A 12,873-nucleotide genomic window follows, 5' to 3' on the forward strand; every position below is an offset into this window, starting at 1 on the left:
CATGCTCAGTCAAACCCAATTTCCCATCACCAAACTGTGGCCGGCGCAGCATCCGGAACGGCTGCAGCTCTATTCGCTGCCCACGCCGAACGGGGTAAAAGTTTCCATCATGCTGGAGGAGATCGGCCTGCCGTATGAAGCTCACCTGATCGACATCGGCAAAAACGAAACCTGGACGCCAGAGTTTCTGTCGCTGAACCCCAACGGCAAGATCCCGTCCATCATCGATCCCGATGGCCCCGGCGGCAAACCTCTGCCTTTGTTTGAGTCTGGCGCTATCCTGCTTTATCTGGCGGAGAAAAGCGGCAAGTTCCTGCCGCAGGATCCCGCCCTGCGTTACGAAACCATCCAGTGGGTGTTTTTCCAGATGGCCGCCGTTGGCCCGATGTTCGGGCAGCTCGGTTTCTTCCACCGCTTTGCCGGACGTGAATACGAAGATAAACGCCCGCTCGAGCGTTATAAGAATGAGTCCAAACGCCTGCTGGGCGTACTGGAGAGTCGGCTTGAAGGCCGCGACTGGATCATGGGCCAGGATTACACCATCGCCGATATCTCGCTTCTGGGTTGGGTACGTAACCTGATCGGCTTTTACGAAGCCCGTGAGTTGGTCGAGTTCGATAGCTTCCCGCGGGTAGGACAATGGCTGGAGCGCGGTCTGGCCCGTCCGGCAGTACAACGCGGCTTGAATATTCCCGCCCGCAGCGAATAATGGATAGCCTGGGATAGCCGCCCGGCTATCCTTTTTTTCCCATTTACCGTCATAAAACTGTCATACCTCTGCACTACCCTCCTTCGTAACAAATTGATGCCAATTATAATTTTGTATTTCGAAAAGGAGCTTTCCCCCTATGCAGCAGTCCCTTTCCCTGATCGCCGGAGCTGTGTTATCCGCCTTACTCTGTTCCACCGCCTTCGCCGATGAAACCCCGGTCAATACCGCCGGACTTTCCGAGCGTGCGGCTCGCGGCAATATCGTTGAACCCGGCGGAGCACGTCGCCTGAGTGGCGATCAAACCGCTGCATTGAAAGCTTCGTTGTCTGATAAAACGGTCAAGAATGTGATTTTGCTGATTGGCGACGGCATGGGCGATTCGGAAATCACTTCGGCGCGCAACTATGCCGAAGGCGCAGGCGGCTATTTTAAGGGCATCGATGCCCTGCCGTTAACCGGCCAATACACCCATTATTCGCTGGACAAGAAAACCCACAAGCCGGATTACGTCACTGACTCCGCCGCCTCGGCGACTGCCTGGTCCAGCGGCGTAAAAACCTACAACGGTGCACTGGGCGTTGACGTTAACGGCAAAGACCAGCCGACGCTGCTGGAAATCGCCAAAGCGGCAGGTAAAGCCACCGGCAACGTTTCCACCGCAGAGTTGCAAGACGCCACACCTGCGGCGCAGATTTCCCACGTCACCTCGCGTAAATGTTACGGCCCGGAAGAGACCAGTGAAAAATGCGCAACCAACGCGCTGGAAAATGGCGGCCGCGGTTCGATCAGTGAACAGTTGCTCAAAGCCCGCGCCGACGTCACCTTAGGCGGCGGAGCAAAATCCTTTAATCAGTTAGCAAAAAGTGGCGAATGGCAGGGAAAATCACTGAAAGAGCAGGCAACTGCATTGGGTTATCAGTGGGTGGAAAACCTCGATGCCCTGAACGCCGTTAACGTCGCCAATCAGCAAAAGCCGCTGTTGGGGCTGTTTGCCGCCGGCAATATGCCGGTACGCTGGCAGGGGCCGAAGGCCAGCTATCACGGTAATCTCGATCAACCGGCGGTCACCTGTCAGAACAACCCGGCACGTACGGCCGATATCCCGACGCTGGCGGTCATGACCGAGAAAGCCATCGACCTGCTGAAAACCAACAAAAATGGTTTCTTCCTGCAGGTTGAAGGCGCATCGATCGACAAACAGGATCATGCCGCCAACCCGTGCGGCCAGTTCGGGGAAACTGTCGATCTGGATGAGGCCGTGCAAAAAGCATTGGAGTTCGCCCGTGCCGATGGCAACACCCTGGTGATCGTCACCGCTGACCATGCTCACTCCAGCCAGATTATCGCCGCCGACGCCAAAGCGCCGGGCCTGACGCAAATGCTGACCACCAAAGATGGCGCGCCAATGACCATCAGCTACGGCAACTCGGAAGAGGATTCGCAGGGCCACACCGGCACCCAGCTGCGTATTGCCGCCTACGGCCCGCATGCCGCCAACGTCGTCGGGCTGACCGATCAGACAGATTTGTTCTATACCATGCGTGACGCCATGGCGATCAAGTAAGCTAACGACCCCGTCCGCTGATTAATTAAACCCTGTTCATCGTTGCTCACGCCGGCGATGAACAGGGTTTTCGCCGTTTGAAACCTCCAGACTACTGCTATATTGTGGGACCTGTATTCCTCGCAAAAATGTTCTGCCCTGTCCGTAAACAAACCAATGTGATCCCACCCGACAATAAGGATGAGCTCTTGCATTTGATTACCCTGCCCTTCGACACCGAACGCCTGCAACTGCGCCGCTTCACGCCCGACGATCTCGAAGCCTACTCGACTTACCACCGTTTGCCGGAGGTCTATCGTTATCTGTATGCCCCCACCCCGGACAACGCGCAACTGGCCGATCAGCTTGCTCAGGCGATAGCTTCGCGCTTCAGTCAGGACGGCGATATTTTTTATTGCGCCGTCACCCTAAAGGACAGCGGAGAGTTGATCGGTGAAGTGTTGTTGAAACTGGCTAACCGCGCAGCCTTGCAAGCCGAGATCGGTTATATCTTCAACCCGGCCTACGCCGGTAAAGGTTATGCCGCCGAAGCCGTGCAAGCGGTGCTGGATCGTGGGTTTAATCAAGTGGGCTGCCACCGCATTTTTGCCCGGCTCGATGCTGCCAATCAGGGATCTATCGGGGTCGTCGAACGTCTGGGAATGCGCAAAGAGGCGCACCTGCGACAAAACGATCGTTTCAATGGCCAATGGGGTGATGAACTGATTTATGCTCTGTTGAAGGAGGAGTGGCGGCAGGCTTGAGCGCAAAAATGCCGCTAAGGCTCACCCGGCCCATGGTCGCCCGGAAATGCCCGGCGGCCATTTTCATTTTGTTACCTGCTGCTATTTGCCATTATTCCATAAATATTGTGTGATAATGGCATATCGTTTAAATCAGCGGCAATTAGACCTTATTAATTTAGCGGTTATATTTAAATAAAAATAATAAATGAATGATTCCTGCCTTTAATGGGCTTTTTTTAGTTACAAAAGTAGTTTTTAACAATATTGCAAACAATAATATCCCCGCAGTAACCAGAGTTGAACAACCTGTCCCCAGACAGCCTGTAATAATCCACTTTTCGTTAAGAAAACGATTAACAAAAAGACATTATCACTGTCACTCGGCTTAGCCGGGCGGGTTAGTTTTACTTATTTACAGGGTAACTCCCGATAAATTCTTTCACCTGCAATGAGTAGAATTTATACCCTATGAATTTCAAGTTGCGGCTAGGCGCCCAGCTCACTCATCCCCAGGTGCTTACTAAAGTCAAGTCACTCGGGTGAGCGAGTGCAGGTAACAACGCTGCAACTTGAAAGGCGACGGGTATACACACAAGAGATTTGATTAAATGAAAAAATTACTCGTCCTGATCTTCTGTCTGAACCTGTTTGGCGTTACGCAACAGGCGACGGCGGAAGAGAATAAGTCCGTTGATGTGGTACTGATCGGCGGTGGCATCATGAGCGCCACGCTGGGGACCTACCTGCATGAGCTGGAGCCAAACTGGTCCATCGACATGTATGAGCGCATGAACGGCGTGGCGGAAGAAAGCTCCAACGGCTGGAATAACGCCGGTACCGGTCACTCCGCCTTCGCTGAAATGAACTATACCCCGGAAAAAAAAGACGGCACCATCGACATCAGCAAAGCCGTGGTGGTTAACGAGTCTTTTGAAATCTCTCGTCAATTCTGGTCTTATCAGGTGAAAAATAACGTCCTGAAAGATCCAAAATCCTTTATCAACAGCGTGCCGCACATGAGCTTTGTCTGGGGTGACGATAACGTCAACTTCCTGCGCAAACGCTATGCCGCACTGCAGCACAGCACCCTGTTCCGTGGTATGGAGTACTCAGAAGATCCTAACCAGATTAAACAGTGGGCACCGCTGGTGATGAACGGCCGTGACCCGGCACAAAAAATTGCGGCGACCCGCATGCCGCTGGGTACCGACGTTAACTTTGGCGTGATCACCCACCAACTGGTGGACACGCTGACCAAAAACCCGAACTTCAAGCTGAACCTGAGCCATGAAGTCCGCGACATCAAGCGCAACGCCGACAACACCTGGCGCGTCACCGTGGCCGATCTGAACCGTGACGGCAAAGAAACCACCGTGAATGCCAAGTTCGTGTTTATCGGCGCGGGCGGTGCTTCTCTGACGCTGCTGCAGAAAACCGGCATTCCCGAAGCCGACGGCTACGGTGCCTTCCCGGTCGGCGGTCAGTTCCTGGTCACCACCAACCCGGAAATCGCTGACCAACACCTGGCCAAGGTTTATGGCCTGGCCAGCGTAGGTTCACCGCCGATGTCCGTTCCGCACCTGGATACTCGCATGCTGGACGGCAAGCGTGTCTTGCTGTTCGGACCGTTCGCCACCTTCTCCGGCAAGTTCCTGAAAAACGGTTCACTGTTCGATCTGTTGCACTCCCTGAGCACCTCGAACCTGATGCCAATGACCCATGTCGGTCTGGACAACTTCGACCTGGTGAAATATCTGGTGGGCCAGTTGATGATGAACGACGACGACCGTTTCGCCGCGCTGAAAGAGTATTTCCCTGATGCCAAACAGGCGGACTGGAAGCTGTGGACCGCAGGCCAACGCGTGCAGATCATCAAGAAAGACGCTGACAAAGGCGGCTTGCTGCAGTTCGGTACCGAAGTGGTCAGTTCCCAAGACGGCAGCATTGCCGCCCTGCTGGGGGCATCGCCGGGTGCCTCGACGGCAGCACCGATCATGTTGCATCTGATGGAAACCGTGTTCAAAGATAAAGTGGCTACGCCGGAATGGCAGAGCAAGCTGAAAGAGATCATTCCGTCCTACGGCCACAAGCTGAACGGCGATATTGAAATGACCAACAAGATCCGCGGCTACACCAGCAGCGTGTTGCAGTTGGACTATATCGAAGTGAAGCCGGAAACTAACTGATCCCCATCTTTCCCTCTTTCCTCAAGGCCGCCACGTGCGGCCTTTTTTATATCCCTGCAACCCGAAGAGCACGTTTAGCCACCTTTTTCCCCCGGGTTAACACTTGCGTAACCCGTCTCCGCGGCCTATTATCAAAGAACTAGCTTGGATAATTACTCTTACCTACTGTGACCTGAATGTCGTACCCGCAGGAGAACTAAAAAAATGGATCGCGTTAATATCATTCACGATTTGCTGGACTGGATTGAAACCCATCTGGATCAGCCGTTACTGTTAGACAACGTAGCGGCGAAGTCAGGCTACTCCAAGTGGCACCTGCAAAGGATGTTCCGCAGCACTACCGGGCATGCTTTAGGCAGTTATATCCGCGAGCGTCGACTGTCGCAAGCCGCGCAAGCGCTGCGTTCGACCCCTCGCCCTATTCTCGACATCGCCCTGCAATTCCATTTTGATTCCCAACCGTCTTTTTCACGCGCATTTAAGAAACAGTTCGGCAAAACGCCGGCGGTTTACCGTCGCACTACCCGCTGGGACGTTGCAGAGATGCATCCACAGCCGATAGAGCCGCTGAACGGGCATCGCCATGAGTCCCCTGGCGTGCATCTGTGGTATGCCGGTAAATGCCTGGACAGTGTCTGTACCAACTGGGTTGGTCAACACTGAGAGAAGTTGCATTAAAAAAGGGGTTCAGCCTGCGCTGAACCCCTTTTTTTACGGCAAAATGTTACTTAAAGGTGACGTCGATATTGGCCGACGCGGTGAATGGCCCCACCTTCGGGTTGGTATTCAGCCATTTCAGGCTAGCCATGAAGTTCTTTTCAACGGTGCTACCATTGACCAGGCCCAGATCAACCGGGGAATTCATCTTGATTGGCGTGTTTGGTGTCGCCGCCTGCGAAATCAAGATACCAAATCCACTGTCGCTGGTTGGCAAGATCGTCGTAGCGTCCTGCACTGGATAAGTGGAGCTGAAACTGGCCTGCAGTGTCTCGCCCTTACAATCCTGACCGGTAGCCGGATCAGACATATTGGCGCTGACCGAGAACGGTACTTGTTTTTCTATCTTGCCAGCTACCGCATTCTGACGCGGAATGGTGCCAAAATTCACTGTTGAACCATTGTTAGCCACTACGGTGATTTTCGGATTGCAGGAAATAAACTGAATATTTCCCAGCCCGTTAATATAGGCATTGAAGTTGCTGCCAACCACGTTGTTGAGACCGCCGACCCCATCAACCTGAAATACGGAATAAGTGCCATTGTTGGTGATCTTCCCACCTGCAGGCGGTGCAGCCCCTGTCGCCTTGATATAAAGCGAGTAGGTCACCGTCACACTCAAGGATTGGGCTGGTTTGGCACAACCACCGCGACCATTTGGACGACATTGTGTACCCGGACCAACATCCTGTCTTGCGCCATTGGTCAGCTTATAATCCACGCTGTTGTAGTTGACGCCGACCTCGATAGACTTGTCGATATTGCGCATGTCCTTCTTCGGATCCCAATAAAGATAGGCATTTTCGCCCTTGGGATAATCACGGTCATCGATACATTGGAAAGTCGATGTGAAGGTTTGCGAGCGCCACAGCAGGGCCCCCGCCGCCGTATTAGCGGTTGACACTTTAATCGGCTTATCCAGCGTAATAATCTGACTGACGCTGCCATTCTGCTTACAAGACAGCGCAAAGCTGCTCTGCGAGAACGTCCCCAGCGTGACCAGCAGCCCTGCCGCCAGCCCGAGGTTTTTATGTTTTAACAACAAAGAAGACATATTCATTCCTTTTACGGTTTTCCGCAGGTCAGCGAAAGTTCCTGATAGCCCATCAGCTGTTCGGTCGCCGATTTCAGTTCCGGCACCACCAGTGAACAGCTGTCGCCGGCATCGCTGCCCCATTTAACCAACAGGCGATCCCCTGCGGATGCGCCGGAGATATAAATATCCCCATTGGTACCCACGGTACCGTTGTTCTTGCCGTCGGCGCTAAACACGTTGGCGCCGATTGGCGGTACGCTGCCGTCCAACAGTTTACTGTGTACCAGCAGGCTTTGGCCGGTATGCGTTTCAAATTTCACGCGGGTAATGGCGCCATATGTCGGTACCACGTCGCGGGCCGCCATCGGGATATCCAAGCCATTGCCGATATCTTCGGTGCGCAATGCCACACGGTTGTGACGATAAGGTGAGGCCGAAGTCATCACCGCGTAACCGAAGCGGTCGATAGCCACACCCGGCTGGTTTTCCAGACGGACGCCCTTGGCATCTTTGGCCTCTACCAGCACAAAGGTATTTTGCAGCGGCTGGGTCAACGTTACGCCGCCGGAGTGCGCCACGATACCGCCCGACACGCCCAGGGTAGACTGCTGATAGTCTTTGCTGTAGCTGTAACCGGCATTGACGGTACCCATGCTGCCCTGGTAGCCGACGTTAGCCGAGCTGGTTTGGCCGGAGTAACGATCGTGGCCACTTTGCACCGCATAGTTCAGGCGGTTATCGTCTAGCGCGGTGCCGCTCAGGCCGGCGCTGTATGTATTACCGCTCTGCTTGCTGTGACCGGCGTTGAAGCTGGCCGTCATATCAGACGAATCGCGGCTGAAGAAGCTGAACGGAATAGAGACGCTCATGTTGATGCTGCGATCTTTATAACCGTAGTTGCTGCGGCTGTCCTGATAGAACACGCCGTAGCTGATATTTTTGTAGCTGCTGTTAAAGCCGGTTTGAACCGTACGATCCTGACCGGAGCCGCCCCAATATGACTGGTTGCTGATATTGGTGTACAGCGTTGAGTTACCGGCAATACGCTGGTTGATCGACAACTCTACACGCTGGCGTTTGTTGTTGAAACGGCTGGTGTAATAGGTACGGCGACGTGATTCCGCCCAATCCGGCACGCCCAGATTGCGGTCATTCTCGTCGTAGTAATCGTTACGGTAGACGCCGTTTTCATAGCGATCGCGTTCCGCAACCGCATCAGAGAAATCATAGTAACCAGAGGTCGAGTAACGGTAACCGGCGATCTGGAATTCGGTGCCCCAGTCGTTGAGCGATTTGGAGTACAGGAAGCGGAAGCTCTCCCCCTGTTTGTCGTCACCGTTGACCAGGTTGGTGTCGGAATAGGACATATCGAAGGAAACTGCCCCCCAGACACCCATGTTTTTACCCATACCCACTACCGCCGAACGGTAATTTTCCGCGACCAGTACCCCACCATAAGGCGTGATGTCATACGCCATGCCGTGGGACAAGGTGCCTTGCACAAACTTTGGCTGGTATTTGGTGGTGCCGTCATGGTATTTACCGGCGGTCATCTGGTAGTCCCAGATCCCTTCGCGCAGCATGTTCGGCACGGAAGAGAACGGCACCACGAAAGAGGTTCTTGAACCGTTGGCCTCAATGACCGTGACGTTGAGGTTACCGCTCAGGGTGCTCGGGAAGATGTCGGTCAGCGCAAACGGACCCGGCGGCACGTTGGTGCTGTAAATGGTGTAGCCGTTTTGGCGGATCTCAACGCGGGCGTTGGTCGACGCCACGCCACGGACCACCGGCGCGTAACCGCGCTGGCTTTCTGGCAGCATATCGTTGGCGCTGGAAATCTGCACACCGCGGAACTGAATGCTGTCGAATACATTGTTATTGGTGTTGGTCTGGCCAATCACCAGACGGCTGCGCAGGGAAACAATGTCGGTTTCCGCCCAGCTTGAAACGGTATTCCAGTGCGTGCCGGCACCCGACTGCTGATTCAGCGTCGAGTTGTTACGCAGGCGCCAATTACCGACATTGATGCCGTTGTTCAGGCTCAGGAAGTAGTAGTCGGATGTTTTATCGTTGGCGTTATTACGGTAATTATTATGGTTGCCGCTGAAGTTATAGTTAACGAAACCGGCGTTAATCCCGCGATCGTAAACCTTCGGCGAGATAGCACCCTGTGGACGCGGCTCCAAGAATATCTGCGGCACTTCCAAATCCATACGCTGTATGGCTGCGTCATAGCTTAGCTTGGCACCCGAAATTTGCTGTGACAGAGCGTAGCACTGCGCGGCACCTTCGGTTTTCATATCGCCCGGCAGTTTTACACCGTAGTCCTGGTAATCCTGCGCAGTCAGGCAAGGCGTTACCGGCGTGTCTTTGGCGTCTTTTTTGAATTCGATGTCACGGTGATCGATACGCTGTCCGTTCAGGTAAATATCGAACGGATATTTACCTGGCAGAATATCATCGCCGCTGGACAACGCAGCCACCTGGGCAATGTTGTCATCGCCATGGATGAAGGAGGTGTTGAACTGCTCCTCCGCCATGGCCATATGAGAGAATGAAAATGGCACCGCAGAAAAATAAATTACACCATTAATCAGCCTGACCAAACGTTTTGGCGTGAGGGTTGTTATTCTTTTATGTGCCATTTTTTGTTCATTCCTTGAAGGGCTTAAATCAATTTAATGCAACGTTCTTAATCTCGGTGTGGCCGCCGTAATCGTTGATATAAGTGAACGACATATTGTTGGCCGACTGCGCGCCCTGTGGCAGAGCAATCCGCAGGCTATCTTGCGGTTTCACCATGTCGGCATTCACTTTCCAGCTCTTGCCACCGCTTTTCAGCGTCAGAACGCCCAGCGTCACAAACAACGGACCGTTGTTGGTCACCACCAGATTGCTGCCCTGGCGCTGCCATTTCAGTGCCTCTGCCTGTTGTTGCAGGTTGGCCTTCAAGGCTTCTGGGCGGTAGAACAGTTTGATACGGGTACGGATCGCCACCTGCAGCACGTTGTCTTGCTTAGGCGTTGGCGGAATTTCCTGTACGTTTACCCAGAGCAGACTTTCTCTGTCCTGCGGCAACCCGCTGCCGGAATAAATAAAGCGCAGAATTGCGTCTTTTTTGGCAGCCAGTTTTAAAATAGGTGGAGTGACCACGATCGGTAAATTCTTCGGCATCTGGCTTGAATCGCCAGTATCCAACCAGGTCTGCACCATATAGGTGTCGTCGCTGTCATTGCTGATTGAGAGCGATGCGGATTTACTTCCGCTGTTATAAATTACGCGCGTTGAATCAACTTGAATTCCGGCAAAAGCATTTACGGAAAACGCGAATAAAATACAAGAAAGCACTTTTTTCATCGGAATATCTCAACTCTCAGAATTTAGCCGTCCGTGGCCAATAGCTCTATCTATCCTGCCAGCGAATTAAATTACTTGTATTCGATGGTGAAGGTAGCGTTAGAGTTTGCCTGACCCGCAGTTACCAGATCCTGGTAAGATTTATAACGAGCGCGCAGGTTGAAAGTCGCAGAACCTGGGTTGTCGCCGTCAGCAGCAACAGAAACGGTCGCTGGAGTAGCAACTTCCTGAGAGATTGGCAGAGTTGCGCCGTTGTTATCCAGGATTTCAACGCCAACGCCGTTAGCGCCGCCAGTTACAGCCAACAGCTCTGGGTGGCCAGCTGGGGTGTTACCGTCGAAACGCAGGGTGTAGTTACCCGCTTCACATTTCTCCAGGCTAATATCGAAAGCTTTAGCACCGCTGGTAGAACCAGAAGTTGGGAATGCGGTAGTAGGATATTTACCCAGGTAAACTTCTTTATTCTGGTCTTTATCAACAACTTTACAGGTGGACTGTACGATTTCACCGGTGAATTTAACGTTGCCGCTTGCAGCAGTAGCGTTATAAGCAGTAGCAGACAATACCAGTGCAGCCAAAGGCAATAATACTTTTTTCATTTCCAGCTCCATAGAAAAACAATAAAATAATCGATTCAGTGACAGACGAATATATAGTTCCCCGGCACTGAGCATACACTCAGCGATAGCACTCCTTGCTTAAAAGGAGTGTTGCCTCGATGAACCCATTGCCGGACGAAATATAGACTAAGCGCATTCTTATTGTTAAATCGTTTAAAACATTCATAACACCCCTCTTGATAGGAATAAACTATCAACAAATACCTATCGATCGATGTTGACGATTCAATCGAATAGGAATAATCTGTGTTTTGGAAAGTCATGTAGTCAGACATTTTTCCTTAAGGCCTGATTAACAGCATATTATTCCATATATTTACATTTTGTTACTTTTAGAGCCCTTTGGACTTCACGACTAAATGCGCGTTAAATGGTCTGTAAGCGACATTTCACAACCGGGTCGCGCTAAATAAGACATTTACCCATAAACAGCTTGATCCTGATTTAATTTTAGTTAAAAAACAGCAAGTTACATACAAATCAAGGGATTGAGGAATGCGCAGTTCTTTTAGAGAGAAAAATAACGGAATTAATTATGTTTTCCAGCCAATGTTCGCAAAATCCGGACAATTGCTGGCCGTTGAGTGTCTATCACGATTCACTTTTAATAGTGAATATGCGCATTTTTCTCCTGAACAGTTCTTTCGCACGGCAGATAGCGAGACCCGAATTGAGATTCTGTTAGACCAGGTCAGTCTGATAGAGAAATATAATCACTGGTTTCATGAGAATCAGGTTATAGCTACGCTGAATGTAGACGACCATTCACTGCGGTCGTTGGCCAATAGCCATTTCGCAGAAAGAATCAGTGCCACTCGCTGTATTCATTTTGAAATCAGTGAGAACTCAACCCGCTTGGTTAAAGATCGTGTTCATGGCGATCCCTCACTGAAGAGCTATTCATTTTGGCTCGATGATTTTGGTTCCGGCTATGCGGGTTTCTCCGCGTTGTATAACAGCCAGTTCCGCTTCGTTAAACTCGACCGTTTTTTGTTATGGGACTTTATGAAGAAGTCTGGCGGCGAAGGTTTAATGCGCGCTTTATTGCGCTTTTTTTACCTTAATCATTACAAGGTAATTATTGAAGGGGTAGAAACCCCCGAGCATAAAAAATGGCTGGATGAAATGCCATATTACGCACTGCAGGGAAAGCTGTGGAAGGAATCCGACATCAAGGATTTGAACTCGCTTCTTACAGCTGAATACTTTTAACTCATTATGGGTGTTTGCCATTATGTCTAAAAACAATGTCCTTGTTATTAGTGAGTGTAAGTACAGCTATGTCGGCCTTTCGGTGTTACTGAAAAAACATTACGGCAAGTACGATATCAGACTGTTTTCAGATTTTATGCACGGTGGCGCCAAGGCGGAAAAAATAATTAAGCACGACATCGCCCTGATCTTCACCTCACAAAATCTGGAACAAAGCGTTAACGTCATTGAAAGCCTGGTGTCGTTGCATCAGCAATACAACTCCAAAACGCGCCTGTTGGTGTTTTATGACGACGAACGCGTGGTAAAACTATTGTCGATCCTGGGCATCTCCGTTGAGTTGGTGTCTACGCGCATTCCACTTTATTCACTGCAGGAAAAAATACAGAACCTGCTGGAAAGCAAAGAGCCCGGCGGAATAAAAATGCAGAAAACTCGCGAGCTTAGCCCAGCGGAAAGCGACGTTATCTTCAACCTGTTGCGCGGTGACAGCCTGCTGCACATTGCCCAAAAGCGTGGCACTCACCCCAAAACGATTTTCTCTCAGAAATACAGTGCAATGAAAAAACTGCGCCTGCGCAGCATGAGCAGTATCTTCGTCGCCAGCAAGTAATCCCTCCTCCCCCTCAGGTCGCCATCCGGCGGCCTGAGTCACGCGCACAACGTTAAATTAATGTAACAATCAACGATAAAGCAGTAACAGCCACATAACACTCCTGTCTATTGGTTAGGATCCGCTCAGCA

At 51.6% G+C, this 12,873-nt stretch carries 11 protein-coding genes; 7 read left to right on the top strand and 4 right to left on the bottom strand.

Annotation, left to right across the window (positions count from 1 at the left end; all coding sequences use genetic code 11):
* Position 1: 1 nt before the first annotated feature.
* The 5 genes from H5P17_RS02680 to H5P17_RS02700 all read left to right on the top strand — a co-directional run bounded on the left by H5P17_RS02680 (position 2) and on the right by H5P17_RS02700 (position 5,850).
* Entirely contained in the window at positions 2-709 is a 708-nt protein-coding gene (locus H5P17_RS02680; protein WP_044549272.1) for a glutathione S-transferase N-terminal domain-containing protein, read from the top strand.
* 139 nt (positions 710-848) lie between these two features.
* Entirely contained in the window at positions 849-2,276 is a 1,428-nt protein-coding gene (phoA, locus tag H5P17_RS02685; RefSeq protein WP_182821096.1) for an alkaline phosphatase, read from the top strand.
* 188 nt (positions 2,277-2,464) lie between these two features.
* On the top strand, positions 2,465-3,019 hold the full coding sequence (locus H5P17_RS02690) for a GNAT family N-acetyltransferase (RefSeq protein WP_044549269.1): 555 nt from the start codon (positions 2,465-2,467) through the stop codon (positions 3,017-3,019).
* A gap of 590 nt (positions 3,020-3,609) precedes the next feature.
* Positions 3,610-5,187, top strand: a complete 1,578-nt coding sequence (gene mqo, locus H5P17_RS02695) for a malate dehydrogenase (quinone) (protein WP_044549268.1) — start codon at positions 3,610-3,612, stop codon at positions 5,185-5,187.
* Positions 5,188-5,391: 204 nt separating this feature from the next.
* Positions 5,392-5,850, top strand: a complete 459-nt coding sequence (locus H5P17_RS02700; RefSeq protein WP_044549267.1) for a helix-turn-helix domain-containing protein — start codon at positions 5,392-5,394, stop codon at positions 5,848-5,850.
* 61 nt (positions 5,851-5,911) lie between these two features.
* Here H5P17_RS02700 and H5P17_RS02705 read toward each other — a convergent pair whose 3' ends face one another.
* The 4 genes from H5P17_RS02705 to H5P17_RS02720 form a co-directional block, all read right to left on the bottom strand.
* Positions 5,912-6,958, bottom strand: a complete 1,047-nt coding sequence (locus H5P17_RS02705) for a fimbrial protein (RefSeq protein ID WP_044549266.1) — start codon at positions 6,956-6,958, stop codon at positions 5,912-5,914.
* A gap of 11 nt (positions 6,959-6,969) precedes the next feature.
* A complete protein-coding gene (locus H5P17_RS02710) occupies positions 6,970-9,585 on the bottom strand; it encodes a fimbria/pilus outer membrane usher protein (protein ID WP_044549265.1) in 2,616 nt (871 codons plus the stop codon).
* 28 nt (positions 9,586-9,613) lie between these two features.
* Positions 9,614-10,297, bottom strand: coding sequence for a molecular chaperone (locus tag H5P17_RS02715; protein WP_044549264.1), 684 nt, complete (start codon positions 10,295-10,297; stop codon positions 9,614-9,616).
* A 71-nt stretch (positions 10,298-10,368) separates the two neighbouring features.
* Positions 10,369-10,896 carry a fimbrial protein gene (locus H5P17_RS02720; protein WP_012005952.1) on the bottom strand — a complete coding sequence of 176 codons (528 nt, stop codon included), beginning with the start codon at positions 10,894-10,896 and terminating at the stop codon, positions 10,369-10,371.
* A gap of 516 nt (positions 10,897-11,412) precedes the next feature.
* Here H5P17_RS02720 and H5P17_RS02725 point away from each other — a divergent pair.
* Positions 11,413-12,129 carry an EAL domain-containing protein gene (locus H5P17_RS02725; protein WP_044549263.1) on the top strand — a complete coding sequence of 239 codons (717 nt, stop codon included), beginning with the start codon at positions 11,413-11,415 and terminating at the stop codon, positions 12,127-12,129.
* A 22-nt stretch (positions 12,130-12,151) separates the two neighbouring features.
* The gene (locus H5P17_RS02730) at positions 12,152-12,742 is read left to right on the top strand and encodes a LuxR family transcriptional regulator (protein WP_020825955.1); all 591 of its coding nucleotides are present in this window, start codon (positions 12,152-12,154) and stop codon (positions 12,740-12,742) included.
* Positions 12,743-12,873: the final 131 nt, after the last annotated feature.

Source organism: Serratia sp. OS31 (assembly GCF_014164835.1).
Taxonomy (GTDB): Bacteria; Pseudomonadota; Gammaproteobacteria; order Enterobacterales; family Enterobacteriaceae; genus Serratia; species Serratia liquefaciens_A.